This is a genomic window from Roseibium alexandrii DFL-11, from assembly GCF_000158095.2.
In the GTDB taxonomy this organism is placed as follows: Bacteria; Pseudomonadota; Alphaproteobacteria; order Rhizobiales; family Stappiaceae; genus Roseibium; species Roseibium alexandrii.
This window is the reverse complement of the sequence record NZ_CM011002.1, coordinates 2,861,546-2,886,697: the sequence shown is the minus strand read 5'-3', so window position 1 is coordinate 2,886,697 and position 25,152 is coordinate 2,861,546. Positions and strand designations below refer to the sequence as shown.

Annotated in this window: 25 protein-coding genes; 20 read left to right on the top strand and 5 right to left on the bottom strand. The window is 57.4% G+C overall.

Annotated elements, in window-relative coordinates; translation table 11 throughout:
- Positions 1-26 precede the first annotated feature (26 nt).
- The 4 genes from SADFL11_RS13355 to lpxK are packed head-to-tail and all read left to right on the top strand — an operon-like array spanning position 27 to position 3,315.
- A complete protein-coding gene (locus SADFL11_RS13355) occupies positions 27-266 on the top strand; it encodes a DUF4170 domain-containing protein (RefSeq protein ID WP_008191070.1) in 240 nt (79 codons plus the stop codon).
- A 32-nt stretch (positions 267-298) separates the two neighbouring features.
- The gene (locus tag SADFL11_RS13350; protein ID WP_008194977.1) at positions 299-997 is read left to right on the top strand and encodes a lysophospholipid acyltransferase family protein; all 699 of its coding nucleotides are present in this window, start codon (positions 299-301) and stop codon (positions 995-997) included.
- Positions 990-2,309 (top strand): 3-deoxy-D-manno-octulosonic acid transferase, encoded by a 1,320-nt coding sequence (locus SADFL11_RS13345; RefSeq protein ID WP_008196373.1) that lies wholly within the window; start codon positions 990-992, stop codon positions 2,307-2,309. The genes SADFL11_RS13350 and SADFL11_RS13345 overlap by 8 nt, the downstream gene beginning before the upstream one ends.
- Entirely contained in the window at positions 2,293-3,315 is a 1,023-nt protein-coding gene (lpxK, locus tag SADFL11_RS13340) for a tetraacyldisaccharide 4'-kinase (RefSeq protein WP_008193082.1), read from the top strand. Before SADFL11_RS13345 ends, lpxK begins: the two co-directional genes overlap by 17 nt.
- 14 nt (positions 3,316-3,329) lie before the next feature.
- On the opposite strand, the gene SADFL11_RS13335 is transcribed toward lpxK, so the two are convergent.
- Positions 3,330-3,551 (bottom strand): DUF2093 domain-containing protein, encoded by a 222-nt coding sequence (locus tag SADFL11_RS13335; RefSeq protein WP_040452894.1) that lies wholly within the window; start codon positions 3,549-3,551, stop codon positions 3,330-3,332.
- A 106-nt stretch (positions 3,552-3,657) separates the two neighbouring features.
- Positions 3,658-3,885: a hypothetical protein gene (locus tag SADFL11_RS13330; RefSeq protein WP_040451555.1), complete on the bottom strand. Its 228-nt coding sequence runs from the start codon at positions 3,883-3,885 to the stop codon at positions 3,658-3,660.
- A gap of 507 nt (positions 3,886-4,392) precedes the next feature.
- Between SADFL11_RS13330 and tldD the strand changes: the two genes are divergently transcribed.
- From tldD to SADFL11_RS13315, 3 genes are all read left to right on the top strand, one after another.
- A complete protein-coding gene (gene tldD, locus SADFL11_RS13325) occupies positions 4,393-5,817 on the top strand; it encodes a metalloprotease TldD (protein WP_133948363.1) in 1,425 nt (474 codons plus the stop codon).
- A gap of 157 nt (positions 5,818-5,974) precedes the next feature.
- Positions 5,975-6,604, top strand: coding sequence for a glutathione S-transferase family protein (locus SADFL11_RS13320; protein ID WP_008189222.1), 630 nt, complete (start codon positions 5,975-5,977; stop codon positions 6,602-6,604).
- A gap of 184 nt (positions 6,605-6,788) precedes the next feature.
- Positions 6,789-8,579, top strand: a complete 1,791-nt coding sequence (locus SADFL11_RS13315) for a monovalent cation:proton antiporter-2 (CPA2) family protein (protein ID WP_008192363.1) — start codon at positions 6,789-6,791, stop codon at positions 8,577-8,579.
- Between the two features lie 51 nt (positions 8,580-8,630).
- Here SADFL11_RS13315 and SADFL11_RS13310 read toward each other — a convergent pair whose 3' ends face one another.
- Positions 8,631-9,119, bottom strand: coding sequence for an invasion associated locus B family protein (locus SADFL11_RS13310; RefSeq protein WP_050776192.1), 489 nt, complete (start codon positions 9,117-9,119; stop codon positions 8,631-8,633).
- A 599-nt stretch (positions 9,120-9,718) separates the two neighbouring features.
- Here SADFL11_RS13310 and coxB point away from each other — a divergent pair.
- The 8 genes from coxB to SADFL11_RS13275 all read left to right on the top strand — a co-directional run bounded on the left by coxB (position 9,719) and on the right by SADFL11_RS13275 (position 16,352).
- The gene (coxB, locus tag SADFL11_RS13305) at positions 9,719-10,621 is read left to right on the top strand and encodes a cytochrome c oxidase subunit II (RefSeq protein ID WP_008190085.1); all 903 of its coding nucleotides are present in this window, start codon (positions 9,719-9,721) and stop codon (positions 10,619-10,621) included.
- A gap of 79 nt (positions 10,622-10,700) precedes the next feature.
- Positions 10,701-12,296 (top strand): cytochrome c oxidase subunit I, encoded by a 1,596-nt coding sequence (gene ctaD / locus SADFL11_RS13300; RefSeq protein WP_008192095.1) that lies wholly within the window; start codon positions 10,701-10,703, stop codon positions 12,294-12,296.
- A gap of 150 nt (positions 12,297-12,446) precedes the next feature.
- Positions 12,447-13,382 (top strand): heme o synthase, encoded by a 936-nt coding sequence (locus SADFL11_RS13295; RefSeq protein WP_008196698.1) that lies wholly within the window; start codon positions 12,447-12,449, stop codon positions 13,380-13,382.
- Positions 13,383-13,387: 5 nt separating this feature from the next.
- A complete protein-coding gene (locus SADFL11_RS25305; RefSeq protein WP_008192755.1) occupies positions 13,388-13,549 on the top strand; it encodes a hypothetical protein in 162 nt (53 codons plus the stop codon).
- Between the two features lie 11 nt (positions 13,550-13,560).
- Positions 13,561-14,166 (top strand): cytochrome c oxidase assembly protein, encoded by a 606-nt coding sequence (locus SADFL11_RS13290; RefSeq protein WP_008193477.1) that lies wholly within the window; start codon positions 13,561-13,563, stop codon positions 14,164-14,166.
- 48 nt (positions 14,167-14,214) lie between these two features.
- Positions 14,215-15,075 carry a cytochrome c oxidase subunit 3 gene (locus SADFL11_RS13285; protein ID WP_008192090.1) on the top strand — a complete coding sequence of 287 codons (861 nt, stop codon included), beginning with the start codon at positions 14,215-14,217 and terminating at the stop codon, positions 15,073-15,075.
- Between the two features lie 95 nt (positions 15,076-15,170).
- The gene (locus tag SADFL11_RS13280) at positions 15,171-15,572 is read left to right on the top strand and encodes a DUF983 domain-containing protein (protein ID WP_008193200.1); all 402 of its coding nucleotides are present in this window, start codon (positions 15,171-15,173) and stop codon (positions 15,570-15,572) included.
- A 15-nt stretch (positions 15,573-15,587) separates the two neighbouring features.
- On the top strand, positions 15,588-16,352 hold the full coding sequence (locus SADFL11_RS13275; protein WP_008191367.1) for an SURF1 family protein: 765 nt from the start codon (positions 15,588-15,590) through the stop codon (positions 16,350-16,352).
- Here the strand turns inward: SADFL11_RS13275 and SADFL11_RS13270 are convergent.
- Positions 16,349-16,831, bottom strand: coding sequence for a peroxiredoxin (locus tag SADFL11_RS13270; RefSeq protein WP_008192860.1), 483 nt, complete (start codon positions 16,829-16,831; stop codon positions 16,349-16,351). The genes SADFL11_RS13275 and SADFL11_RS13270 overlap by 4 nt on opposite strands.
- A 215-nt stretch (positions 16,832-17,046) precedes the next feature.
- Positions 17,047-17,871 (bottom strand): protein-disulfide reductase DsbD domain-containing protein, encoded by an 825-nt coding sequence (locus tag SADFL11_RS13265; RefSeq protein ID WP_008197337.1) that lies wholly within the window; start codon positions 17,869-17,871, stop codon positions 17,047-17,049.
- A gap of 173 nt (positions 17,872-18,044) precedes the next feature.
- On the opposite strand from SADFL11_RS13265, the gene SADFL11_RS13260 reads away from it, so the two are divergent.
- From SADFL11_RS13260 to SADFL11_RS13240, 5 genes are all read left to right on the top strand, one after another.
- Entirely contained in the window at positions 18,045-18,641 is a 597-nt protein-coding gene (locus SADFL11_RS13260) for a YqgE/AlgH family protein (RefSeq protein WP_008196976.1), read from the top strand.
- Between the two features lie 203 nt (positions 18,642-18,844).
- Positions 18,845-20,251, top strand: a complete 1,407-nt coding sequence (gene thrC / locus SADFL11_RS13255) for a threonine synthase (RefSeq protein ID WP_008190890.1) — start codon at positions 18,845-18,847, stop codon at positions 20,249-20,251.
- A 4-nt stretch (positions 20,252-20,255) separates the two neighbouring features.
- Complete coding sequence (locus SADFL11_RS13250; RefSeq protein WP_008191618.1) at positions 20,256-21,545, top strand: M16 family metallopeptidase; 1,290 nt, start codon at positions 20,256-20,258, stop codon at positions 21,543-21,545.
- Between the two features lie 16 nt (positions 21,546-21,561).
- The gene (locus tag SADFL11_RS13245; RefSeq protein WP_081450558.1) at positions 21,562-22,200 is read left to right on the top strand and encodes a GNAT family N-acetyltransferase; all 639 of its coding nucleotides are present in this window, start codon (positions 21,562-21,564) and stop codon (positions 22,198-22,200) included.
- Positions 22,201-22,297: 97 nt separating this feature from the next.
- Positions 22,298-25,144 (top strand): EAL domain-containing protein, encoded by a 2,847-nt coding sequence (locus tag SADFL11_RS13240; RefSeq protein ID WP_228198201.1) that lies wholly within the window; start codon positions 22,298-22,300, stop codon positions 25,142-25,144.
- The last annotated feature ends 8 nt before the right edge of the window (positions 25,145-25,152 follow it).

Genomic DNA, 25,152 nt, shown 5'->3' with positions numbered 1-25,152 from the left:
AGGATCCAGGCAAACAAGGACTGTTCATGAGCGATACAGAAGCACCGAAACAACTCCTGCATCTGGTCTTCGGCGGCGAACTGGAAAGTCCCGACGGTCTGACATTCCGCGATCTGGATGAACTGGACATCGTCGGGATCTATCCGAATTATGCGGAGGCTTACACGGCTTGGAAAGCCAAGGCGCAGGCCACCGTCGATAATGCGCACATGCGCTACTTCATTGTACACATGCACCGCTTGCTGGATCCCGACACGGCCAGCTGACGGCGCCGCTCCATACTTGGGCAAAAAGAAAAATGCTAAAACGCATCGGCCGACATCCGCTTGTTCTTTCGGCAATCGGCTCCCTGCTCGCTGGATATTTGAAGCTGGTTTATTACACGAACCGCTTTACGACAGAACCTGTCACCATCCACGAAGACACGGACAAGGACCTGCCTGTGATCGTGGCCATGTGGCACGGCCAGCACTTCATGGTGCCGTTCGCCAGGCCACCCCATTGGCCGGCCAAGGTAATGATCTCCAAATCCGCGGATGGCGAAATCAATGCAATTGCCGCCCGGAAGCTGGGCATGGGATTGATCCGGGCCTCTGGCGGGCGGACTGCGCACCAAATCAAGAAACGCGGCGGCATGCGCGGCTTTATCGAGGCGGTGAGGGCGTTGAAGGACGGATACTCCATTGCCATGACCGCGGACGTTCCAAAGGGTCCCGCCCGGCATTCCGGAGTTGGCATTGTGCAGCTTGCCAAACACTCCGGCAGGCCGATCCTGCCCGTCGCCGTGGCCACGAGCCGCAGCATCGAGCTGAACAGCTGGGACAAGGCGAGTGTTAATTTGCCCTTTGGCCGGGGCGGTATTGTGGGCGGTGACTTGATCTGGGTGCCGTCTGACATGGATGATGAAGGACTTGAGGCCTACCGCCAGAAAGTGGAAGACGGTCTGAACACCGCAACGCGCCGGGTCTACGAGCTTGTCGGAAGGCCGAATGGCTGAGCGGCGCCCCATCGCCTTGACGCTTTACCGGGCCCTTGGACGGGCATTGACGCCACTTCTGCATCTTTTGTTCCGGCGGCGCGCTGCAAATGGCAAGGAAATCGAAGGCCGTAAGGGTGAGCGCTTCGGTGTTCCTGGCGTGCCGCGGCCAAAGGGATCTCTTGTTTGGATCCACGCTGCCAGCGTCGGCGAAACGATGTCTGTTTTGCCGTTGATCGAACAGCTCGCACGCGACGGCCATTCGGTGCTTTTGACCAGTGTTACGGTGACGGCTGCTGAACTCGCCGAAAAGCGATTGCCGGAAAACTGTATTCATCAGTTCACGCCCTATGACACGCCGGATTGCGTTTCGAGCTTTTTGGATCATTGGCGGCCCGATCTGGCCATGGTGGTGGAATCCGAGATTTGGCCCTGCATGTTCGACGAGGTGCATCAACGCGGTGTCCCGTTTGCACTTCTGAATGGCCGGATGTCGGAAAGTTCGTCGCGAAACTGGATGAAAGCGCCGAAAACTTCTGGCTACATCTTCAAGTGTCTCGATCTCGTTCTGGCGCAGAGCGATGCAGACAAGCAGCGGTTCTTGAAGCTCGGATGCCGGCACGTCGAAATGCCGGGCAATCTAAAGTTTGATGCTGCAGAACCAGCTGCTGAAGAAGATGACCGCCGCCAGCTTGCCGATCAAATCGGCGATCGCCCGGTCTGGATGGCGGCCCTCACGCATCCGGGTGAAGATGAAATAGCGCTGAAAGCGCATGCGCGACTTCTTGAGGAATATCCAGGCTTGCTTCTGCTGCTTGTTCCCCGCCACCCGGCCCGCGCCGATGATGTGGCAGCACTTGTCAGGGAAAGTGGTCATGCTTTGGCCCGGCGGAGCTGCGGAGATCCGGTGGTTGCTGAGACCGGGGTCTACTTGGGCGATACTCTCGGCGAAATGGGGTTGTTTTACCGCTTGGCTCCGGTGACATTTCTCGGTGGGTCATTCAACGACGCCGGTGGACACAATCCTGTCGAAGCAGTCCTTCTCGGATCGGCGCTGGTCACAGGGCCAAGGGTTGCCAATGCCCGGGCCGTTTACAAGGATCTTTGGGAACAAGGCGCAGCTCTAAAGGTCGCAGAGCCTCCTGAGCTTGCCTCGGAAATCGCCCGCCTCATGGACCACCCTGATAGCCGCAAGGAGCAAGTTGACCGGGCGATGAACCTGGTCATCATGGGGCGCGGCGCCTTGACCCGGACAGCAGATTTTCTGAGGCCCATGCTTGCAGGAGCATCTCAGGCCGACATGATGGAGAGGGGCGATGGGCAAGGCGCCTGATTTCTGGTGGACACCCAATCGCAGCGCGGCTGCATTCGCCCTTGCCGCTGTTGGCTGGATTTATGGCCTCATCGCTGGCCGCCGGATGGTGCAGCATTCAAAGGCAAGAAGCGCGTTGCCGGTCATCTGCATCGGCAATTTTGTGACCGGCGGAACCGGCAAGACCCCTTTCGCGCTCCGCCTGTCGGACCGTTTGGTCAAGGAGGGTTACACGCCCGGTTTTTTGTTGCGCGGCTATGGTGGGCGTCTCAAAGGGCCCGTGCTCGTTGACCTGGCACAACACTCTGCGGCGGACGTTGGCGACGAAGCACTGCTTTTGGCGCAAGCTGGGCCAACAGTGATTTCTGCAGACCGTCCGGCCGGAGCTGAATTGCTGGAAAAACAACAGGTCGACATGATCCTGATGGACGATGGTTTCCAGAACCCGTCTTTGCACAAGGATCTCAGCTTTGTCCTGGTGGACTGCGCGACAGGTTTTGGCAATGGTCTGTGCTTTCCGGCCGGACCGTTACGTGCGCCAGCAGAAAAACAGATCGTCAAAGCCGGCTGCCTTGTCTTGGTCGGAGAAGGTGAGCGGGCGGCAGACGCCGTGCATCTGGCGGGCCGGCGCGGATTGCCTATCCTGCACGCGCATATCGTTCCGGAAGAAAACAACGCTCTCTCGGGCCAAAATCTCCTGGCCTTTGCGGGCATCGGCCGGCCTCAGAAATTCTTCAAGACCCTCACTGATCTCGGTCACAAGGTGGCAAAGTCGCGGGAGTTTGCCGATCACCATGATTTCAGCGAAGCAGATGCCCGTGAACTATTGACGGTGTCCGATCGTGAGGGCCTGCAACTCGTCACCACGGCAAAGGACATGGCGCGCATCACCGCACAGCGTGGTGAAATCTTCCATTGGCTTGCTGCCAAGGCGGAAGTTCTTGATGTGCAGATGGAGATCCCGGAGGAGGACCGGCTGGTGTCCCTGATCAAGGACTGCCTGAGGAACCGCGCCTTTAAATCTTGACCCTCGGAATGGACTCAGTTTTTGCCCTGCGTTTCCAGGTAGCGTTTCATGGACGCGTGGGCGTCGACATACGGCTCTTGCAGTTCGACCGACCAGTATTTCAGCTCATCCAGCGGGATCGCGGTGCCCGTCACGGCGCAGCGCACGAAGGTTCCCGGCGTCTCAACCTGATAATCTCCATCGAGATAACGGATGCGGGCTTCGCTCGGGATGCGCGGGTTTTCGTAACGGTTCATGGTGGCCTGATGTTTCTGTTCCGGACGTTTAACATCCTCATGCGCCTGTTTATGGCACATTGGGCGGGTTCGGCAAGTCCGGTCCGGTTTGCAGAGAGGATGTTACCTAGAAAATTGGCGCTGTGCGGGCATCCGGTGCGATCGTGTAACGGAAACTTGACATGACAACGGTCTCGTCAGGAAGGTTGTCCCGGGCCCGGTCCATTTCGGGTTCACGGGCAATCTGACAGGCGTCCATATCCTCCCAGTACTCTCGGGAGGCGGACAGATCCTCGCAGATGAGAAGATTTGGCTGACATGCGACCAGAGGAAGGGCGATCAAAACGCCGTTCATGACCTTTCAGATCCCGTTTTCTGATCAGGCGCTCCAATTCTTGAAAAACACACGCGCACCACGTTATCGGCAGTTTCAGATGGAAGAGGCTGACCAGAGACAGACCCTGTCTTGGCCAACGCTTCGGCAAGCCGCGGATGCAAGCCATTTCCACGGGCTGCGGCCAAGTTGTTGAATGGAACTAAGCTGGACGGCAGCGGTCGTCCGGTCTGATCAGTCATGGCGCAAGCCTCTTTGCTGCGGGTAGGCCGCAGTCGGTTTTTCAGGATTTTGGGGGTCTGGCTTGGGCCTTCGGAAGACGCCCAGCTGGATCAGTGGCAGAAAAATTATCTCCACTTAAACTTGAGTAATATAGTCATATTAAAATTATGCCAAGTGGATTTCTTAGCTTTTGGGGTGATTTGCCTCGCCAAATCCCTATGTTGTTCTCAAGAAGACATACATGCCGCCCGGTAATCAGCTGAGTCTGGTATTTGGCAGCGGCACTGGATCAACAAGGAAACTCTGATGGCTCTGTCCAGTTCTGATCTGATTGAAACATCCGGCCTGGGCTTGGAAACAGCCAGACGCATCACCAAGGAAGCGCTGGCCAATGCCGATGATGGCGAGCTCTTTGTTGAATACCGCCAGACAGAAGGCCTCGTTTTTGACAACGGCCGTCTGAAAGGCGCCAACTACGACACCGCGCAAGGCTTCGGTTTGCGGGCTGTGGCTGGAGAAGCGGCCGGTTATGCGCATGCAGGGGACATCTCCGAGGCGGCGTTGAAACGTGCGGCCGATGCAGTAAGTGCTGTGTCGAAAGGCTATTCCGGGACGTATGCCGCTGCCCCGGCGCGTACAAACCTGTCGCTCTATACCGACGCCAACCCGTTGGGCGGCCCAAGCTTTGAAGACAAGGTCAAACTTCTGCAGGAAATCGATGCCTATGCACGGGCAAAGGACCCACGCGTGCGTCAGGTCTCCGCATCGCTTGCCGGGTCGTGGCAAGTGGTCGAGATCCTGCGTGCCGACGGGCATCTTGTGCGGGATGTCCGCCCGATGGTGCGCCTCAGCATCTCCGTGGTCGCGGGCAATGATGATCGTCAGGAAAGCGGCTCTTACGGGTGTGGCGGCCGGGAAGGGTTCGAGCGGTTCATCACCACGGAAAACTGGCAGGGTGGTGTTGATGAAGCGCTGCGCCAGGCGCTGGTCAATCTGGACGCCATCCCGGCCCCGGCGGGTGAAATGGATGTCGTCCTTGGGCCAGGCTGGCCGGGCATTTTGCTGCACGAAGCCGTTGGTCACGGCTTGGAAGGCGACTTCAACCGCAAGAAAACCTCGGCCTTTGCCGGTCTGATGGGCGAGCGGGTGGCGTCACCTGGTGTGACGATTGTCGATGACGGAACGATCCCGGATCGCCGTGGATCTCTGTCGGTCGATGATGAAGGCACGCCAGCGGCCCGGACCACCCTCATCGAGGATGGTATTTTGACCGGTTACATGCAGGACCGCCAGAATGCCCGATTGATGGGGATGGAGCCGACCGGCAACGGCCGCCGGCAGTCCTACGCCCACATCCCGATGCCGCGTATGACCAACACGGTCATGATGAACGGAGACAAGGATCCGGAAGAAATTCTCGCTTCCGTGAAGGACGGAATTTACGCGGTCGCCTTCGGCGGTGGTCAGGTCGACATCACATCCGGAAAATTCGTCTTCTCCTGCACGGAGGCCTACAAGGTCGAAAACGGCAAGGTTGGCGCGCCTGTCAAGGGCGCCATGCTGATTGGGAACGGTCCGGATGCTCTGACCCGTGTTGAGATGATCGGCAATGATATGGAGCTTGACCCTGGTATGGGGACGTGCGGCAAGCAGGGGCAAGGCGTCCCGGTTGGCGTCGGCCAGCCCTCCATGCGGATCAATGCCATGACAGTGGGTGGCACTGCGGTCTAACTGACCCACAACTTCGATCTGAACAATGTAAGTAGGGTCTTCAGTGAAGCACTGAAGACCCTTTTTGTTTTGCAATCGCCGGCGCATCGCAGTAGCAACAAAACCTCTCTTGTGCTGGCAGTCTTGCCAGCAGTTTTCGATTTAGGGTGATAGGGAAATGGCGTCAGACATAATCGTCTGGGGACGGATCAACTCGTCCAATGTGCGCAAGGTTCTGTGGTGTCTGGAAGAGCTCGGCCTGGACTACGAGCAGATCGATGCCGGCGGGGCCTTTGGCGTTGTCGATACGCCCGATTATCTCGCGCTGAATCCGAATGGCCGTATCCCTTGCCTGCAAGACGGGGACTTCACCATTTTTGAATCCAACGCAATCTGCCGCTATCTGGCCAAAACCTATGGCACTGCGCCATTTGTCTCCAACGATCCGAACAATTGGGCGCTCGCCGATCAATGGATGGACTGGACGACGTTTTCCTTTGGCATGCCGTTCAGAAACCTGTTCTGGAATATGGTCCGAACCGCTCCGGGAGACAAGGACCAGGCGGCTATCACGCATGGCATCGCGCATTGTTCCGCTCAGTTTGCGGTCGTGGACGCGCTGCTGAAAGACCAGCCTTATTTGTCCGGTCACGCCTGCGGGGTTGGCGACATCCCGCTCGGGAGCCTCGCCTACGCTTGGTTCAATATGGACTTCGAGCGTCCGGACCAGCCGTATCTTGCGGCTTGGTACCAACGACTGACGGAACGTCCAGCCTACCAGAAGGGTGTGATGAGCCCGCTCACCTGACCCCTTTTCTTAGCAGGAGATGGTCGGGCGATTGCTTGGCAGCACGGTTTTGCCGTAGAAGCTGCCCGCCTTGGCCTATCTCAATGTTTCTTTCCGGCAAATCGCTAAAATGTTTAGGAATCTTTCGAGATTTCCGCCGTTTAATTGGGTAAGATGAAACACCAGGCTGAGGGCCGGAGAGAGCATGGCAGCAGAAAGTGCGCCTCCCTTATTTGCTGAAGCGATAATCTTTCTGTCGGCGACCGTTGTGGCGGTGCCGATCGCGAAGCGTCTCGGCCTCGGCTCCGTGGTGGGCTATCTGGCGGCAGGCGCTGCAATCGGACCGCATGGTCTTCAGCTCCTGGGCTCCGGTGAGGATGTGCTGCACGTCGCCGAGCTTGGCGTCGTCCTGCTGTTGTTTGTCATCGGTCTTGAGCTGGATCCCCAAAAACTTTGGCGCATGAAGCGTGACATCTTCGGCCTTGGCACAGCGCAGGTGATGTTGACCGGGTTCTGCCTCTTCGGCTTTGCGCAACTTGCCGGAATGGGCCAATCAGCGGCCCTCGTCGCTGGGTTCGGCCTCGCGCTGTCCTCAACGGCCTTTGCTCTGCAGATCTTACAGGAGCGGGGGCAGCTTTCATCCGAATATGGTCAGCGAGCTTTCGGCATCTTGTTGTTGCAGGACATTGCCATCGTTCCGCTCTTGGCCATGGTTGCCATTTTGGCGCCCGGAGAGGGGCCATCCACCACGGCGGAAATCGTACAGGAAGTTCTGATCGTTCTGTCAGCTGTCGCCGCGGTTATCCTGACCGGGCGATATCTGATTTCGCCGGTGTTTTTGCTGCTTGCGGCCACGCGGGCCCGCGAGGTGATGCTGTCTGCGGCCCTGTTGGTAGCGCTCGGCAGCGCCGGGATCATGCATACGGTCGGCCTGTCGATGGCGCTGGGCGCGTTTTTGGCCGGCGTACTTCTCGCTGAATCGAGTTTCCGTCACACGCTTGAAGCCGATATCGAACCATTCCGATCGCTTCTGATGGGCCTCTTCTTCGTGGCCGTTGGTATGTCGCTCGACTTTTCACTCGTCATGGCGAACTGGGCTTACATTGCTGGCGGTGTGATGGTCGTCATGGTCGTGAAAGGACTTTTCTTGTGGGGGCTGTCGCGGGGGACCGGGTCCAGCAACTCCGATGCCATGCGTATTGCCGTGACACTTCCGCAAGGTGGTGAATTTGCATTTGTCTTGTTCACCGCGGCCGTGGTGAATTCGATCTTCGACTACGAGACCGCAAATCTTTTGAATGCGATTGTCATTCTGACAATGCTTCTAACCCCGGTTGCCTGTCTGGGGTTGGATGTACTGGCCACGCGGGCCAAAGCGCGTGGTGTTGAAAACCCGTCCATTGAAACATTCGATGAGGCAACGCCAACGGTACTGGTCGTCGGTTTTGGCCGGTTCGGCATGGTCGTTGCACAAATCCTTACCTCCGAAGGCCTTGAGATCACCGCGATCGACAACCGGCCGGACCGGATCGCCTATGCCCGGAAGCAGGGCTACAGGGTCTATTATGGGGACGCCACGCGGGCAGATGTCCTGGAAGCTGCGGGCGCCGGAGATGCGGCTCTTGTCGCCATGTGCATTGAAAACGATAAGGTGATGGCGCAGTCGATCGAGATGATCCGCGAGGACTTCCCTAAGGCGTTGATTTTCTGCCGTGCCACCGACCGGGCCCATGCTATGGATCTCACGAAGCAGGGCGTCGATTTCCAGATCCGCGAAACGTTCGAATCGAGTGTGGTGTTCGGCCGGGCCGCTTTGGAAGCTCTTGGAACGCCGCTCGATCGGATAGATCAGATTGAGGAAGATGTGCGGTATCGCGATGAACAGCGCTTGGCCGAGCAATTATCCGGCGGCATGTATGCCGGTTCGGATAAGCTGCACCGGGTGACGCCGCGCAAGACGGCCGAGGCGGCCAACCCGGACGCTGCAGCAGAATAAAAAGGCGCCTGATGAGGGCGCCTTTTCGATCTCACACCATCGATGGGTCGTCTAAGGCAGGGCGTCAAAGCCTGCAGAGAAGCCGTTCAACGAGATCGGGATACCGATCCCTTCTTCGGGTGTCTGAAAAATAATGAAGGTCGCTTGGGAACCGGACTTCAATTGGTTCAGAAGCTCATCTTCCAGAATCACCTCCGCGATACAGCCATTCGGCAGGCAGCGGACAAATCCGGCCCGGCCGATGTCTGCGCCGTCAACCTTCAGACCGAGGCCGGAGGGTAGGAGCACTCCAAGCGGTGCCAAAACCCGCAAGATGCGCGCCTGTTTATCAGCGGTCCGTAAAATGATGACGGACAAACCAACATTTTCCCGGTCTGCTGCTGTCACGTTCTGTATAAGTGCACATTGCTCACCGGTCGCGCCGGGGGGCGTGTCGCAGCGCATCTGCCAATCGCCGTGATTGGCGCGGATCTCGCCCTGGGCAGTGGCAGGCTGAAGGCTTTGGGCGAACGCGGTCACACAGATCGCGGCAGCAGCCATCAGCTTCGGCAAAGTGGTTAAGGTAGAGCGCTTTGGGCGCTGTTGCGGCAACTGGGTCGACAAGAATTCCTCCAGCCGTTTGTGTTCAGATCCGGCTTTTGCGTGTTTTGAAACGCGCTCAATCAAGCGAATCACGTGTATTTTGTAGCCAGACATTGACGTATGAATGCGGACGATTCCAGTCACCGCCGGTGCAAAGCTCTTAGATAGCCGGTTTTTTTGTCGAAAATCGGCCTGTCCTTGATTTCTCTCAATTGGAAAAATATCCGAGCTACTTGTGAAATCGCGCAAATTTCGTTGCAGCGCACGGCGTCTTGTGGTTTTTGTGCGGCCAAAAGGGGCCGATGAAAAGATGCGGCAGATCGCCGCCCTAGCCGATTGGTAGCATCGCTCTTTAACCGTAGATGTGGTTATATCCGGCAATCCTTTACAAGGACGACCGGGTTCAGGACCGGCAGTTTAAGCTTGCGGAGTTCCGGCAAGCCTATTACTGCGGGACTTAGGTATTCGACCGGGCAGGGTCCGGAAATTTGCATGCGCCGCCATATGGGCGGCTGAGGGAAGGGAGCGCGGACGTGAAGGCAGTCTTCAAGCGTCTCATGAATTTGGTCACGATGGCGACCGCATTCGCCGGTGTTTCGACAGCGGCATTGGCAGCAGAACCAGGGTTCAACAACTGGCAGCTCGGGTTTCAAGCCTCAACCAGCGATGTGATGGACGACATCACTTGGTTCAACAACTTCACTCTCATCATCATCACAGTCATTACGGTCTTTGTTTTGGCGCTGTTGATGTATTGCGCCGTGAAGTTCAGCGCCAAGAACAACCCGGTGCCGTCACGCACATCGCACAACACGACGATCGAGATCGTCTGGACCGTTGTGCCGATCCTGATCCTGGTCATCATCGCCATCCCGTCTTTCCGTCTGCTGTACAAGCAGCTCGAGATCCCGGAATACGACATGACGGTCAAAGCGATCGGCTACCAGTGGTACTGGGGTTACGAGTACACTGACGAAAACATGGGTGAGCTCTACTTCGACTCCATCATGGTCCAGGATGCTGACCGGCAGGAAATCGCAGACGCGCGCGGTGTGTCGATCGACGAAGTGCCACGCCTGCTCGCAGTCGACTACGACCTGGTTATCCCTGTCGACACGACAGTGCGCCTTCAGGTCACCTCTGAAGATGTCATCCACGCATTCGCAATGCCGACTTGGGGCGTCAAAATCGACGCAATCCCGGGCCGCTTGAACGAGACCTGGTTCCATGCCCGAGAAGAAGGCGTCTACTACGGTCAGTGCTCCGAGCTTTGCGGCAAGGACCATGCCTTCATGCCGATCGCTGTCCGTGTGGTTTCTGCGGATCAGTTCCAGCAGTGGGCTTCTGCGGCGCAAGACGACCTGGACGTTGCCAACGAGCAGCTGATGGCCTCCATCGCGCAAGCGAAGAAGTTGGCCGCTCAAGGTGAGCTCAACGAAATCTCCGTCGCCGCGAAATAACGCGGCGGCGGGCCAATTTGGCGATTGCGCGCGATTTGACACGCAGCGCCGCTGAAAACGACTAAAGAGGGAGCCCTAAATGGCTGCGACCGACGCACATGCGGCACATGACCATCCTTACGGATGGCGTCGCTGGGTCTATTCGACCAACCACAAAGACATCGGCCTGATGTATTTGTACTTTGCAATTTTCGCTGGGATTATCGGTGGCGCTCTGTCCGTCGGTATCCGGATGGAGTTGCAAGAGCCGGGCATGCAGATCTTTGCAAATGCCCACACTTTCAACGTGTTCACCACGTCCCACGGCCTCATCATGATCTTCTTCATGGTAATGCCGGCGATGATCGGTGGGTATGCCAACTACTTCGTGCCGATCATGATCGGTGCGCCGGACATGGCGTTCCCGCGGATGAACAACATCTCCTTCTGGCTGCTTCCGCCGGCGTTCCTTCTTCTGATCCTCTCTCTTTTTGTTGAGGGTCCTCCGGGAGCCAACGGTGTTGGTGGTGGATGGACGATCTATCCGCCGCTGTCCACATCCGGTCAGCCAGGCCCGGCAATGGATCTTGCGATCCTGTCCCTGCACATTGCAGGTGCCTCCTCGATCCTGGGTGCGATCAACTTCATCACGACCATCTTCAACATGCGCGCACCGGGCATGACCCTGCACAAGATGCCGCTGTTTGCCTGGTCCGTTCTGATCACAGCCTTCTTGCTGCTCCTGTCCCTGCCGGTTCTGGCTGGTGCCATCACCATGCTTTTGACCGACCGTAACTTCGGCACGACCTTCTTCGATGCTGCAGGCGGTGGTGACCCGGTTCTGTTCCAGCACTTGTTCTGGTTCTTCGGCCACCCGGAAGTGTACATCCTGATCTTGCCAGGCTTCGGCATCATCAGCCACATCATTTCCACGTTCTCGCGTAAGCCGATCTTCGGTTACCTCGGCATGGCCTACGCCATGGTTGCGATCGGTGTTGTCGGTTTCATCGTGTGGGCCCACCACATGTATACAGTCGGCATGTCCGTTGAGACGCAGGCTTACTTCGTGGCAGCGACCATGGTGATTGCGGTCCCGACCGGGGTGAAGATTTTCTCCTGGATTGCGACCATGTGGGGCGGCTCCATCGAGTTCAAAACCCCGATGGTCTGGGCAATCGGCTTCATCTTCCTGTTCACCGTTGGTGGTGTGACAGGCGTGCAGCTGGCCAACGCTGGTCTCGACCGTGCTTTCCACGACACTTACTACGTGGTGGCTCACTTCCACTACGTTTTGTCGCTGGGCGCCGTGTTCGCGATCTTTGCGGCCTGGTACTACTGGTTCCCGAAGATGTTCGGCTACATGTACAATGAGACGATCGGGAAGGCGCACTTCTGGATCACCTTCATTGGCGTGAACCTGATCTTCTTCCCGCAGCACTTCCTCGGCCTGAACGGCATGCCGCGCCGCTATGCCGACTACCCGGATGCGCTGGCTGGCTGGAACTTTGTTTCCTCCATCGGATCGTACATCTCTGCCTTTGCTGTGCTGGTGTTCATCTACGGTATCGTCGAGGCCTTCTCCAAGAAGCGCGTCGCCGGCAACAGCCCATGGGGTGAAGGTGCAACGACCCTGGAGTGGACCCTGTCTTCTCCGCCACCGTTCCACCAGTTCGAAACCCTGCCGCGGATCAAGTAATTCCGCGGCCGGAAGGCCCGGCCTTCCGCTCTGAACTTACGCACCGCGCCGGACACCGGCGCGGTGCGCTCTTGAAAACAAACTGTCTGGCCTAGACACCGAAGATCGGTAGCAGACTCGGCAGAAGATAAAGAATTAAGGGACGCGCCGATGTCGCTCGCAGAGCGCCAGGATTTGATGGATCAAAGCAGCACCGTTTGGAACGGCGGCGAAGGATCAGTGAGCGACTATGTGGCGCTTCTGAAACCGCGTGTGATGTCTTTGGTGATCTTCACCGCTTTTGTCGGCATGATGCTGGCACCGGGCTCCATCCATCCTGTTCTCGGCGCCGTGGCGATCCTCTGCATAGCCATTGGCGCTGGCGCTTCCGGTGCCCTGAACATGTGGTATGACGCGGACATCGACGAAGTAATGTCGCGCACTGCAAAACGGCCGATCCCGGCCGGAAAGATCACACCCGAAGAAGCGTTCGCATTCGGCATCACATTGTCGATCGGGTCCGTTCTAACACTCGGTCTTCTGGTCAACTGGTTTGCCGGCGCCTTCCTCGCTTTCACGATCGCATTTTACGTTGTCATCTACACAATGTGGCTGAAGCGCTCGACACCGCAGAACATTGTAATTGGCGGTGCTGCTGGTGCATTCCCTCCGATGGTCGGTTGGGCGTCCGTGACAGGCGGCGTCAGCTTGGAAAGCTTCGTTCTCTTCCTGATCATCTTCATGTGGACCCCGCCGCACTTCTGGGCGCTGGCGCTGTTCAAAAAAGGCGATTACGAGACAGCCGGTGTTCCAATGCTGCCGGTGGTCGCCGGTGAAACCAACACCCGTCATCAGATCCTGATCTACTCCATCCTGCTCGCACCCATTGGCGTGGCACCATACTTCATGGGCTATGCCAGCCTGTTCTACGGTGTTGCATCCGGGCTGCTTGGTCTGGCTTTCGTTGCGATGGCTGCCGACATCTGGCGCAAGCGGGAGGGCGACGTTGCGCGCAAAGCCTGTATCCGTCTCTTCAAGTTCTCGATTTTTTATCTGTTCATGCTGTTTGCACTTCTTCTCGGCGAAAGTCTGGTAGCGGGGATCTGACGGAAATGGACAACAACGAACAGGGTATTGTTCTCACCGACGAACAGAAAAAGAAGCGCCGCTCCCGGTCGATCGCGATCGCGGTTGTGTTGGCTGCTCTGGTCTTGCTGTTCTACCTGGTGACGATTGTTAAGCTGGGGCCTGACATCATGAACCGAGCGTTGTAACGAGAGGTACGATGACCGAAGCCAACGATCAGAACAATCTGTCCCGCAGCAATCGCAAGGTCGCGTTTGCCTGCCTGGGTATGTTCAGTTTTATGATCGCTGCTGCCTACGCAGCCGTCCCACTCTATGATCTTTTCTGCCGGGTCACCGGCTTCGGCGGCACGACACAGGTCGCGGAACAGGAAAGCGAAATGGTGATCGATCGCGTGATCACTGTTCGGTTTGACGGCAACGTCAATCACGCGCTTCCCTGGGACTTCAAACCTGCTCAACGCTCAGTCACGCTGAAAATGGGCGAAACCGCGCAATTGCCGTACATTGCGGCAAATGTCAGCGATGGGCGGACTGTTGGAACGTCGACGTTCAACGTCACTCCGACGTCGGCGGGCGTCTACTTCAACAAACTGGACTGTTTCTGCTTCACCGAGCAGGCGCTGGAACCTGGCGAATCAGTCGAAATGCCGGTCGTCTTTTTTGTCGATCCGGAGATGGACAATGATCCCATGCTGGAGCATGTGAAGGAAATCACTTTGTCCTATACCTTCTTCCCGGTAGAACAACCGGAACAACCTGTTGCGGCGCGGGCAGATTCGCCTGCGGCTGAAACGAACTTGTAAGAAACTGGCGCTTTGCGCCTGTACAGAATGTGTTTGGGGAGCTTGCCGATGGCTGGTGCACATACCAAGAACCACGATTACCACCTGGTCGAACCCAGTCCGTGGCCGTTTATAGCGTCCATTGGCGCTTTCATACTCGCACTCGGCTCGATTGCCTGGATGCGCTACGCGTCCGGCAACTCTTTCGAACTCTTTGGCCTTGAGTTGTCCGCTGCGAAATGGATGCTGTTCGCAGTTGGCCTGCTGATTGTTCTTTACGTGATGTTCGCCTGGTGGCGTGACACCATCAAGGAAGCGCATGAAGGTCATCACACACGCGTTGTGTCGCTGCACTTGCGTTACGGCATGATCCTGTTCATCGCCTCTGAAGTAATGTTCTTTGTTGCCTGGTTCTGGGCCTATTTCGATGCGGCCCTGTTTGCTGGCGAGGCAATCAACTTTGCCCGTGCTGAGGCAACGGGTGGTGTCTGGCCACCGGAAGGCATCGAGACGTTTGATCCGTGGCACCTTCCGCTGCTCAACACGCTGATCCTGCTAGCATCCGGTACCACCGTTACCTGGGCACACCATGCGCTTCTGCATGACGATCGCGAAGGTCTGAAGTGGGGTCTGACGCTGACGGTTCTGCTCGGTGTTCTCTTCACCATCTGCCAGATCTACGAGTACACCCACGCAGCCTTCGGTTTCAGCGGCAACATCTACGGCGCAACCTTCTACATGGCGACAGGCTTCCATGGCTTCCACGTCGTCGTCGGAACGATCTTCCTCGCGGTTTGCCTGTTCCGTGCACTTGCTGGCCACTTTACTAAAGAGCAGCACTTCGGTTTCGAAGCAGCGGCCTGGTACTGGCACTTCGTTGACGTTGTCTGGCTGTTCCTGTTTGTCGCCATCTACATCTGGGGCGAATAAGCCGGAAGACGTTCTTAACGAACACTGGAAAAACAAGCGCCCGGCGGATCATCCGACCGGGCGTTTTTCAAATCCGGCCCTCGGAGCCTCAAAAGATGGAAGACAAGGCACATTTCCCACCGGTAAACCCGGTCACAGCCGGATTATCGGGCGCTTGCCCTCGTTGCGGACAGGGAAAATTGTTCGACGGGTTCTTGAGCGTGAAAGGGTCGTGCTCCACCTGCGGGCTCGATTACAGTTTTGCCGACAGCGGGGACGGGCCAGCCGTCTTTGTCATCATGATAGTCGGGTTCATCGTCGTAGGCTTGGTGCTCTTTGTTGAATTGTCTTTTCAACCACCCGTTTGGGTCCACCTGATCCTTTGGCTGCCTCTGACCGTAGTGCTTGCGGGCGGCATTTTGCGCCCCCTCAAAGGCTTGATGATCGCCGTGCAATACCGGCATAAGGCAGAAGAAGGCCGTCTGGACACCGGCGGCGATCAAACAGACCAGTTGTAAGAAAGAAACTTGCCAATGGGCCGCGCCCGAAAACTCATCATTCCCGCTATTGCAGCTATGATTGGATTGGCAATCCTGTTGAACCTTGGTTTCTGGCAGGTTCGGCGGTTGGCTGAAAAAGAAACGCTGATTGAACAAGTTGAGACAGGTCTGAAATCGGCCCCTGTGGCCGCGCCCGGCGTTGCAGTTTGGGAAGGGCTCAGTGATGAGGACGATTACCGCCGGGTCTCGGTCACAGGCCGTTTCCTGGAGCAAAACGTTTTCTATTACATTTCGCTCACCGATCCGGTCGGTACATATGGCGGGCCGGGCGAACTGGTCTACAGTCCATTCGAAACGGCAGAGGGATGGACGGTCTTGATCAACCGGGGGTTTTTGCCCGACGGCGTTCCGGACGAAATCAAGCGTGAAGCTCTCACGCCACCATCAGGAGACCAGATGCTGGTCGGACTTTTGCGGCTGAGTGAGACACCTGTCTGGACCACGCCGGCACCGGACCTGAATGCAAAACTCTGGTTTGCCCGCGATACCGATGCCATGGCGGAGGCAATGAACGTCGGCGGAAACCTTGCGCCCTACAGCATCGACCTGGAAGCCGGGCATACGCCAGAAGGTGGTTTACCGCAGGCCGGTGAAACCCTGGTGCGTTTCAAGAACGATCATCTGGGATATGCGCTGACCTGGTTTGGTCTTGCCGCAACCCTCATAGGGGTTTTCTTGGCTTACGCGGCCGCCGTATTGTGGCCGCGTAAGCAGGAGCATTCAGCAAACGTGGATTAAAGCGCTTCCAGGATCGCTGCAGCGCCGGTTTTGGTCGCATCGCCCGGGCTGTCTTCGACGGCAATGAAGCTCACTTCACCGTCTTTTGCAATCAAAGCAAACCGCTGGGACCGCAGGTGACCAAAGATTGGTGCCGGGCCAAGACCAAGACCAGCTGCTTCGACAAACTCTGCACCGGTGTCAGCGAGGAAAGTGATCGCATTGGCGTTGGAGGCCTTCTGCCACGCGTCCATGACAAACACGTCGTTGACAGACACGACAGCGATTGCGTCGATACCTTTGGATTTCAGTGTATCAGCATGCTCGACAAAGCCGGGCAGGTGGTTCATGTGGCACGTCGGCGTGAAAGCGCCTGGAACACCAAACAGGACAACTGTTTTGCCGGACGTCAGGTCTGCTGTTGAAATTTCACCAGGACCATCTGAAGTCATGGTCTTGAATGTTGCATCCGGCAGCTTGTCGCCCACCTTGAGTGTCATGTCTAAATCCCCTTGTTAAAAAACTGCTGCCATTTATTCCGCAGCCCGCTGGAGAGATAGGGCTTCCAGAGCGGACCGTCGAGGGAGAGCCGAGAAATCTTTGAGAAAGATGTTAGATCAGCGGGCGCTAAATCGGAATCGATTCAGCGCCCAAAGCTGTTCGTTTCAGAAGTGGCCGAGCATCTTTGGGCGTTTCCAACAAAACGCCCAATGCTCTAATCCAACCAATCCGGTTGAATCGGTGCCAGGTGTTCCAACGCGTTTTCGCCATCGGACAGAACGAGGCGCAGGTTCGTATCGGAAGCTGTTGTTTTCAGGCCCTTCGTCGACAAGTGCCAAACAGGATTGCCGGTTTCACCTTCGGCCAGTTTCGGGAGTGCGATGTAGGAGCCTTCGGGCCCCGCCGCAAAGAGATCCGGCGTCCCCGCTGATCCGGTTTCAACTTCAATCCTCAAACGCTTGCCATCGCTTTCGACAAGCGTGACAGAGACAATATCCAGCCCTCCAGATGGAGCAATGCCGGGGACGGCCTGCAAATCGCGTTTGATCAGTTTCGCTGAGAGGCTGTCTGGGCGGGTATCCGGTTCAAGTTGAAGGGACAAAGTGGCCTCGCCCGGCACGCAAATGTCATTGCAAACGCCAAAAAACAGCTCAAGCGAAATCTGCGCGGGCTTGGAGGCATCTTCCGGCGTGATCTTTAGCGGCAGGATAATGCCGTCGTGGTAGACGATGGAGTCTGAGAACCCATCGCTGTATCGCTCTGGAACCGGGTAGAGAACTGTTTTGTTCTTTATGTTGGACGTGTTCGTCCAGGTGATTTGCGGCGGTATGCCAGCTTCGCCCGGATAGCGCCAATAGGTGTGCCAGCCCGGTTCCAGTTGAAACTCCAGTCCGGCCCAGTAAGTGCCGTTTTCAGGCGGTCCGGTCGTGATCAGCCGAACGGCGCCACCTTTGACGGTTACCCATTCACTGGCCGCAGCAAGAGCTGTGGTTGGGAGTGTGATTGCCAGAAAAAAGAGGAGTGCCAATGCTGATTTCATGGACCAACAGCTACACCAAAGCAGAAGGCGCGTCAGCATCGCACAACGCTCGGATGGTCATATCCTCGTGACGCGATTGTGAGCATGCGACTCAATCAGTCATTAACATGAAGTCCTATTGGGGCTATGCTGAGTAATGAAGGCGGTGGGCGTTGAACAGTAACGAGGTGCGTATGTCCGAAATCGGAGCAGCAGACACCCTGGAGGGTCAATTCCTGATCGCAATGCCCAGCATGGCGGACAGCCGCTTCGAGCATTCGGTCATCTATGTGTGTTCTCACTCTGAACAAGGCGCGATGGGGCTGATCGTCAATCAGGTGGCAAAACATCTGTCTCTAGAAGACTTGCTGATCCAACTGGACATCGTAAATGACGATGATGCGATCCGCTTGCCACCTCAGGTGCAGGGTATGAGTGTTCACAAGGGCGGACCGGTTGAGGTTGAGCGTGGCTTCGTCCTGCACAGCGATGACTTTCAGCTTAATCAATCGACCCTTGCGATCGACAACGGGATTTGCCTGACGGCGACGCTGGAGATTTTGAGAGCCTTGGCCGAAGGCACCGGGCCGCGGCAGGCCATGCTTGCGCTCGGCTATGCCGGCTGGGCCCCCGGCCAGCTGGAAAATGAAATCCAGTCAAATGGCTGGCTGACCGCCCCAGCGGATCGGGACATTCTTTTTGATGCGAATTCGGAAAAAAAATGGCACCGGGCCCTCGGCAGTCTGGGGATTGATCCAGCCATGTTGTTTTCAGACGCAGGACACGCCTAAGGCGTCACCGGTCAGCAGGATTGCCGGAAATCGGACACTTTTTTACCGACCTGTGGCTTGCGTCCGATTAGGATGGCGCGTAAGTCGCTAGACTGGCTTGCTTTGTTCCAAAGCTGATTAAATTCGGGTAGGGTTGAGGCTTACGGTCAGGAAAGGGCTCTGATGCCTCTAACCCGGATGGAAACACTAGAGGAAGTGACGCGGTGAAATACAGCAGTACGCGCGGTGATGCACCTGTATTGGAGTTTTCGGACGTTTTGCTCCAGGGACTTGCCCGCGATGGCGGTCTTTATCTTCCAGAAACATGGCCGCAGTTCGATGCTGAGACCATCGCTTCTTTCGCTGGAAAATCCTATGAGGAAGTCGCGTTTGAGGTGATCAGCCCGTTTGTCGACGGGGCCATCCCGGATGCGGATCTGAAATCCATGATCGCGGAATCCTATTCCGGCTTCCGGCACCCGGCGGTCACACCCCTGGTTCAGACAGGCTCCAACACGTTTATCCTTGAGCTATTCCACGGCCCAACCCTGGCGTTCAAGGATGTCGCCATGCAGTTGCTTGGCCGGATGATGGACTACGTGCTGACGCAGCGGGGCTTGCGCGCAACCATCGTCGGAGCAACCTCGGGTGACACCGGCGGGGCGGCCATCGAAGCCTTCCGCGGCCGGGGCCGGACGGACATTTTCGTCCTCTTCCCGGACGGCCGGGTTTCAAACGTTCAACGCCGTCAGATGACAACGCCGACAGAGGCGAACGTTCACGCCTTGGCCTTGACCGGCAACTTTGATGATTGCCAGGCAATCGTCAAAGGCATGTTCAACCATTTCAATTTCCGCGACCGCGTGGCCCTGTCCGGGGTCAACTCGATCAACTGGGCGCGGATCCTGGCTCAGATCGTCTACTACTTCGTGGCAGGCGCCGCACTCGGCGCACCGCATCGTAAAGTGTCCTTCACCGTGCCGACCGGCAATTTCGGCGACATCTTCGCTGGCTATGCCGCCATGAAGATGGGCCTGCCGGTCGACAAGCTGGTGGTGGCCACCAACGTCAACGATATATTGGCGCGGACGCTTGAGACGGGACGCTATGAAAAACGCGGCGTTCACCCGACGATTTCTCCATCGATGGACATTCAGGTGTCGTCCAACTTTGAGCGTCTGCTTTCAGAAGTGAACGGGCGTGACGGAGATGTCGTGCGCCGGATGATGAACCAGCTGAACCAGTCCGGCAGCTTTACAATCGAAGACGGGCCTCTCGCTGAGATGCGTCAGCATTTCGCCGCTGGCCGCTGTGATGAAGAGGCGACCTCGGCAACCATTGCTGAGCTCTGGACAGAGGCTGGCTATCTGCTGGATCCGCATACGGCAATCGGTGTGCATGTTGCCAAAGCGCACACGAGCGGTGAAACGCCGATGGTTGTCTTGGGCACCGCCCATCCGGCCAAATTCCCGGATGCGGTCGAAGCAGCAAGCGGCGACCGTCCGGATCTGCCGGAAAATCTGAAAGACATGATGTTTGCCGAGGAGCGCCAGCAGGTTCTGGCGGCCGAACAGGGCGCGGTCGAACAATATATTGAAAAACACGCCCGTGCCGTAGGGGCAGGGGTGTAACTGAATGAAAGTAGAAACGACAGTTCTCGAAAATGGCCTGACCGTCGTCACCGACCAGATGCCGCACCTGAAGACAGCAGCACTTGGTGTCTGGGTCCGCACCGGATCCAGAGCGGAAAACGCGGATCAAAACGGCATTACGCACCTTCTTGAACATATGGCGTTCAAGGGGACGAAGAGCCGGTCGGCACGCGGGATTGCGGAAGAAATCGAGGCTGTTGGCGGCGAACTGAACGCGTCTACAAGCATTGAACACACAAACTACTATGCGCGGATCCTGGCGGAAGACCTTCCGCTCGCCGTGGATATTCTGGCGGACATTCTGCAGAACTCGACCTTTGAGGCCGAAGAGCTCGTGCGCGAGCAACACGTTATCTTGCAGGAGATCGGTGCATCCAACGATGCTCCGGAAGATCAGGCATTTGATCTGTTCCAGGCGACAGCCTGGCCGGAACAGGCAATTGGCCGTCCGATCCTGGGCACACCGGAAACCGTGCAAGGCTTCGGCCGCGACAGTCTCAACGACTATTTGGCAAGCCGCTACCGGGCACCGGACATGGTTCTGTCGGCTGCAGGCGCGGTGGACCATGACGAGCTTGTTTCACTCGCTCGCCAAAAGTTTGGTGCCATCAACAGCGAACCGGCCGCCCCGGATCCTGATGCTCGGTATTCAGGTGGTGAAAAGCTGCTCAACAAGGACCTGATGGAAGCTCAAGTCCTAATCGGCTTTGAGGGCCGTCCTTACAAGGCCAAGGACTACTACGCCATCCAGATTCTGGCGTCCGTGCTGGGCGGAGGTATGTCGTCGCGCCTGTTCCAGGAAATTCGTGAAAAGCATGGCCTGTGCTACGCGATTTACAGCTTCCACTGGGCGTTTTCCGACACAGGCCTCTTCGGTATTCACGCCGCAACGAGCCACGAGGACCTAGGCGCTCTGATGCCGATGATTGCAGATGAGCTGGTGTCTGCCGCCCATACGATCACCGAGGACGAAGTAGCGCGCTCCCGGGCGCAGATCCGTGCAGGTTTGATGATGGCTCTGGAAAGCCCAGCGGCCCGGGCCGGTCAGATTGCCCGTCAGATTCTGGTGCATGGCCGGGTCCTGGCTCCGGATGAGATCTCGGCCAAGATCGAGGCTGTCACGGCGGCTGACATTCGCGAGGCGGCTTACAACACCTTCGTTGGCACAACGCCGACACTGACGGCAATCGGCCCGATCAACGGCATCATGACTGCCGATGAGCTGGCGGCGCGGCTTCAGCAGGCGCCGGTCCGGCAGGCTGCATCAATGTAATAAGGCGAGGACCGGCATGTCTCTGCTTCGCCCAGGTCCGCCTCCTGACGCCGAGCTTCTCATCGAAGCTGGCGCGCATTATCTGCGCCCCCCAATCATGAGCGACTTCAAGGTCTGGTGCTTGCTTCGCAGCGATAGCCGGGCCTTTTTGACGCCATGGGAACCGTTGTGGCCGTCTGATGATTTGTCCAAGTCCGGCTTCCGCCGCCGCTTGCGCCGCTATGCGCGGGACCGCAAGGAAGGGCGCAGCCTGACCTTCCTCCTTTTCAACGCGCGCAACGACGATTTGCTGGGCGGACTGACGCTCAGCAACATCCGGCGCGGGGTCAGCCAGTCGGCAACGCTTGGCTACTGGATGGGGGAGCGTCACGCGTGTAAAGGGCACATGTCAGCGGCCGTCGCCATGATCTTGCCGTTTTGTTTCGACGTTCTGAACCTTCATCGCATTGAGGCTGCTTGCATTCCGACCAACACCCCGTCCATCCGGCTCCTAGAAAAGGCGGGGTTCAACCGGGAAGGATATGCGCGTAACTATCTGTTAATAAACGGAACTTGGCAGGATCATCTTTTGCTCTCCTGTTTGGCGGAAGACTACGCGGCGCGCCCGGATGCGGTGTCTCCGCTTGTCGAAGGAATTTTGAAAGACTTCTTGTGACATGTGCTCCAAACCGGTAGTTCTTCGCCCCATGTCGATTTCTGTGCCGGTCCATATTTTCAATCTGATCCGAAGCGCCATTTTAGTGGCCGCCGCAATGATGCTTATCGTTGCGCCGCAGGCGGCCCGTGCGCTCGAGCCGATTTCTGTGCCCTTGGATATTGAGGCGCTGGACATCACCAATGCAATTGACATGCACCGGGACGCCGGAACCCGTTTGCAGGTGTCAACCGCGCCGGGTGCGGACGGAATTGTCCGGCGGATCGAAGTGCCATCGCGCAGCGGCGAAAACACGAACTGGGCAGTCTTTGCGCTTGCCAACACCAGCGATGAGCAGGTCGACCGCCTGATCGTTGCGCCAAACTACAAGTTTGTGGGGTCCGATCTGTTCTGGCCGGATCTCGGATCCTCGCGGATTGCCAGCATTACCCCAAGCCAAGGGATTGCGCCCTCCCGCCAGAAGAGTCTCGAAGCTGATGTCTTCCTGGTCACTTTGGACCCCGGTTCTGTCGTCACCTTCGTGGCTGAGCTCACAACGCCGAACCTGCCGGAAATCCGGGTTTGGGAGCCGGATGTCTACAAGGAAACGGTCAACGCCTATTCATTGTATCGCGGCATCATTCTCGGCATTTCGGGCCTGCTTGCCCTCTTCCTGACGATCCTGTTCGTGGTCAAGGGCACGGTCATGTTCCCGGCAACGGCGGCTTTGGCCTGGTCGGTCTTGGCTTATCTCTGCATTGATTTCGGCTTCTGGGGCATGGTCTTCAAGCTGGAAGGCGGCAGCAGCCAGTTGGCCCGGGCATCTGCGGAAGTCATGCTGGCCGCTAGCTTGATCATCTTTCTCTATGCCTATTTGAACCTGAACCGCTGGAACATCCACTATTCCCATCTGGCGTTGACGACCTTGATCCTGTTGCTCGGCCTTCTCGGGGTCGCGGTTTGGGATCCGTCGATTGCAGCCGGGATTGCCCGTCTGTCTCTGGGCATCATCGGCCTCCTGGGTTTCGTCACAATCGCCGTGCTGGCGTATCAGCACTACGACCGGGCGATCCTGTTGATCCCGACCTGGTGTTTGCTGATTGCCTGGTTGATCGGTGCGGCCATGACGGTGACGGGCCGACTGTCGAACGACATTGTCCAGCCCGCGCTTGGTGGCGGTCTGGTTCTCATTGTTCTACTGATCGGGTTCACGGTAATGCAGCACGCATTTGCCGGTGGTGCAATCGCCCAAGGGCTTATCTCTGATGTCGAGCGCAAGGCCCTTGCCTTGACTGGTGCTGGAGACATCATTTGGGATTGGGACATCGACCGTGACAAGATTTACACGGGCAACGAAGTCGAAGACCTGTTGAACCTCAAGCACGGCACCTTGGAGGGACCTGCGCGAGACTGGCTGGAGATCTTGCACCCGCAAGACAGGGACAGGTTCCGGGCGACGCTTGATGCGGTGATTGACCAGCGCCGTGGCAAGATCCAGCAGACATTCCGTCTGCGGTCTGAGGACGGTCACTTCCGGTGGTTCCGCCTGCGCGCGCGGCCGATTGTGGGCGCGGATGGCGAAGTTATCCGCTGCGTCGGCACGATGCTCGATGTCACCGAAGAGCGTACCGCTGAAGAGCGCCTGTTGCACGATGCTGTCCACGACAATCTGACCGGTCTTCCAAACCGCGAATTGTTTGTTGACCGCTTGCAAACCAGCGTGGTGCGGGCTCAGGCGGAAGAGACAACCAAACCAACCGTGCTCGTCATCAACCTGGACCGCTTCAAGCAGGTCAATGACAGTATTGGCCTGTCCGCCGGCGACAGCATTTTGTTGACCGTGGCACGGCGCCTGGGCCGTTTGATTGGCCAGCAGGACACGTTGGGACGCTTGTCCAGCGACCAGTACGGTCTGGTGCTCTTGTCAGAGAATGAGCCGGACCGGATCGTTGCCTTGGCCGATGCGCTGCGCAAGGCTGTGCGCGCACCCATTACCTTTAGCGACCGTGAAATCTTTTTGACGTGCTCTGTTGGTATTTCCTTCTTTGAAGGCGGCAAGCAGGCGGTTGAGGACATGCTGACCAACGCCGAAATCGCGCTGAACCATGCCAAGCGCCTTGGTGGTGACCGTCAGGAAGTCTACCGGCCGATCCTGCGTCCGCTGGGCAAGAACATTGTCGATCTGGAAGCAGACCTGCGCGAAGCGATCAAAAAGGAGACACTCGGTGTCTTCTTCCAACCGATCATACGGCTGGAGGATCAGGCGATTGCCGGATTTGAGGTGCTGGCGCGCTGGAACCATCCGAAGCGCGGCAAGATTTCACCTGCCGAGTTTATTCCGATTGCTGAGCAATCCGGACTGATCAACGACCTTGGCATGTACATGCTCGACAAGGGCGCCAGCCAGCTGGCTTTCTGGCAACGCGAATTTCCGATGCCGCGTCCTTTGTTTACGTCCGTGAACCTGTCTTCCCGGCAGCTTTTGAAGCAGGATCTGATCAATGATGTGAAGGCGATCCTATCCCGGAACTCGCTGGAGGTCGGTACGCTGAAGCTGGAGCTGACGGAATCACTCGTCATGTCCAATCCGGAGTACTCGGCGAAGGTTCTGGAGCGGTTACGCAGTCTCGGTGCCGGTCTGTCGCTGGACGATTTCGGCACGGGCCACTCATCTCTGTCCTATCTGCAGCGGTTCCCGTTCGACACGATCAAGATTGATCAGGCCTTCGTCAAACCCGATGGGTCTGCCGCGCGCCCGGTGCTGTTGCGAACGATCGTTGCCATGGGTCACGACCTCGGCATGTCCGTGGTCGCCGAGGGCGCGGAGAGCGAAAACGACGCGCTGGAGCTGTTCCAGCTCGGCTGCCAATATGCACAAGGGTTCTATTTCGGCGAAGCCGTATCGGCCGCAGAGGCAACCAAGATGCTGCGCAAGATGCCGGTGGCGGAAGCGGCTTCAGCTTAAACAGCCTC

Coding starts and splice junctions, on each gene's coding strand:
- SADFL11_RS13335 (WP_040452894.1), bottom strand. CDS start 3,551: ATGAACCGTTACGAAAACCCGCGCATCCCGAGCGAAGCCCGCATCCGT.
- SADFL11_RS13265 (WP_008197337.1), bottom strand. CDS start 17,871: ATGAAATCAGCATTGGCACTCCTCTTTTTTCTGGCAATCACACTCCCA.
- SADFL11_RS13290 (WP_008193477.1), top strand. CDS start 13,561: ATGACCGAAGCCAACGATCAGAACAATCTGTCCCGCAGCAATCGCAAG.
- SADFL11_RS13285 (WP_008192090.1), top strand. CDS start 14,215: ATGGCTGGTGCACATACCAAGAACCACGATTACCACCTGGTCGAACCC.
- SADFL11_RS13295 (WP_008196698.1), top strand. CDS start 12,447: ATGTCGCTCGCAGAGCGCCAGGATTTGATGGATCAAAGCAGCACCGTT.
- SADFL11_RS13245 (WP_081450558.1), top strand. CDS start 21,562: ATGTCTCTGCTTCGCCCAGGTCCGCCTCCTGACGCCGAGCTTCTCATC.
- SADFL11_RS13270 (WP_008192860.1), bottom strand. CDS start 16,831: ATGACACTCAAGGTGGGCGACAAGCTGCCGGATGCAACATTCAAGACC.
- SADFL11_RS13320 (WP_008189222.1), top strand. CDS start 5,975: ATGGCGTCAGACATAATCGTCTGGGGACGGATCAACTCGTCCAATGTG.
- lpxK (WP_008193082.1), top strand. CDS start 2,293: ATGGGCAAGGCGCCTGATTTCTGGTGGACACCCAATCGCAGCGCGGCT.
- SADFL11_RS13260 (WP_008196976.1), top strand. CDS start 18,045: ATGTCCGAAATCGGAGCAGCAGACACCCTGGAGGGTCAATTCCTGATC.
- SADFL11_RS13280 (WP_008193200.1), top strand. CDS start 15,171: ATGGAAGACAAGGCACATTTCCCACCGGTAAACCCGGTCACAGCCGGA.
- SADFL11_RS13330 (WP_040451555.1), bottom strand. CDS start 3,885: ATGAACGGCGTTTTGATCGCCCTTCCTCTGGTCGCATGTCAGCCAAAT.
- SADFL11_RS13345 (WP_008196373.1), top strand. CDS start 990: ATGGCTGAGCGGCGCCCCATCGCCTTGACGCTTTACCGGGCCCTTGGA.
- SADFL11_RS13350 (WP_008194977.1), top strand. CDS start 299: ATGCTAAAACGCATCGGCCGACATCCGCTTGTTCTTTCGGCAATCGGC.
- SADFL11_RS13310 (WP_050776192.1), bottom strand. CDS start 9,119: ATGGCTGCTGCCGCGATCTGTGTGACCGCGTTCGCCCAAAGCCTTCAG.
- SADFL11_RS13275 (WP_008191367.1), top strand. CDS start 15,588: ATGGGCCGCGCCCGAAAACTCATCATTCCCGCTATTGCAGCTATGATT.
- ctaD (WP_008192095.1), top strand. CDS start 10,701: ATGGCTGCGACCGACGCACATGCGGCACATGACCATCCTTACGGATGG.
- SADFL11_RS13355 (WP_008191070.1), top strand. CDS start 27: ATGAGCGATACAGAAGCACCGAAACAACTCCTGCATCTGGTCTTCGGC.
- SADFL11_RS13240 (WP_228198201.1), top strand. CDS start 22,298: ATGATGCTTATCGTTGCGCCGCAGGCGGCCCGTGCGCTCGAGCCGATT.
- SADFL11_RS13315 (WP_008192363.1), top strand. CDS start 6,789: ATGGCAGCAGAAAGTGCGCCTCCCTTATTTGCTGAAGCGATAATCTTT.
- SADFL11_RS25305 (WP_008192755.1), top strand. CDS start 13,388: ATGGACAACAACGAACAGGGTATTGTTCTCACCGACGAACAGAAAAAG.
- tldD (WP_133948363.1), top strand. CDS start 4,393: ATGGCTCTGTCCAGTTCTGATCTGATTGAAACATCCGGCCTGGGCTTG.
- SADFL11_RS13250 (WP_008191618.1), top strand. CDS start 20,256: ATGAAAGTAGAAACGACAGTTCTCGAAAATGGCCTGACCGTCGTCACC.
- coxB (WP_008190085.1), top strand. CDS start 9,719: ATGAATTTGGTCACGATGGCGACCGCATTCGCCGGTGTTTCGACAGCG.